Origin of the sequence: Clostridium sp. BL-8, from assembly GCF_002006495.1 — a bacterium.
Taxonomy (GTDB): Bacteria; Bacillota; Clostridia; order Clostridiales; family Clostridiaceae; genus Clostridium.
Genome location: NZ_LZZL01000200.1, coordinates 1 through 1,334 on the forward strand (window position 1 = coordinate 1; position 1,334 = coordinate 1,334).

1 protein-coding gene is annotated in these 1,334 nt (G+C 28.9%); it reads left to right on the plus strand.

Annotation, left to right across the window (positions count from 1 at the left end; all coding sequences use genetic code 11):
• A partial coding sequence (locus tag CLOBL_RS27200; protein WP_242953945.1) for an ABC transporter transmembrane domain-containing protein occupies nucleotides 1-1,334 on the plus strand: 1,334 nt, incomplete at both ends.

A 1,334-nucleotide genomic window follows, 5' to 3' on the forward strand; every position in this document is an offset into this window, starting at 1 on the left:
GCTGGAACAGATTCAGAAGGAACATCCGTTTATGGACTTGTGGAAGCTGCTAAAAGTTTAGGTTTTGATGCTAAGGCGGTGAAAGTATCTAATAATGAAGAAATATTTGAAGATTTAAAAACTCCTTTAGTTGCACATGTAGTTGTTGAGAATATATTGCTGCATTATGTTGTGATACATAAAATTACTAAGGAAAGTATTATGATTGCAGATCCAGCTAAAGGAATCGTTAAGTATACGCCTAAAGAATTTTTTGACATATGGACTGGTATATTAGTATTAATGGTTCCAACGGCTGATTTTAAAAAAGGAGACCAGACTAAAGGTCTTTTTAAGCGATTTTGGGGGCTGATTAAAATTCAAAAAAGTCTGCTAATAGCTATATTTATATCATCTGCAATAATAACGCTCTTTGGAATAGGTGGGTCGTTTTATTTTCAATTTTTAATAGATGATATACTGCCTAATAATTTAAGTCAAAAATTATTATCAGTATCTATAGCAATGCTTGTACTTGCTGCATTTAAGGTTTTAACTGAATTTTTTAGAAGTATACTGCTTATATACATGGCACAAAATATAGATATTCCTTTATTACTAGGTTATTATAATCATGTGATTAATTTGCCTATGAAATTTTTTAGTACACGAAAAGTTGGGGAAATTATTTCTAGGTTTAATGATGGTGGGAAAATAAGAAATGCAATTTCATCAGCAACATTAACTTTAATGATTGATGTTTTGATGGCAATTGTAGGAGGTATTATTTTATACATTCAAAGTTCAACGTTATTTTTTGTTTGTTCAGTACCAATATGCTTGTATTTAATTTTAGTATTTGGATTTAAAAATAAATTAGAAAAGGTAAATAGAGATGTTATGGAAGATGATGCAGTATTGACATCTTATTTAGTTGAATCAATACAAGGAATAGAGACAGTAAAAGCTTTTAATGGAGAAAAAAAAGTAGAGGTAGAAACAGAAAATAAATTCATGAAATTTATGAAAAGTTTATTTAAGTATGGGTATGCATATAATCTTCAAGATACATTAATTAATACTGTTAAAGGAATTTTTGGAGTATGTATTTTGTGGCTTGGAGGTGCTTTGGTTTTAAAAGGAGAAATTACAAGTGGAGAATTAATAAGCTTTAATGCATTACTTGCATATTATATTGGACCAATAGAACGATTGATAAATTTACAGCCACAATTGCAAAGTGCAGTAGTAGCAAGTGATAGATTAGGTGAAATATTAGATTTAGAATTAGAAAAATCACTAGATGAAGATGAAAAACTAAAGCCTAAATCTCTATTAGGAGATATAGTTTTAAA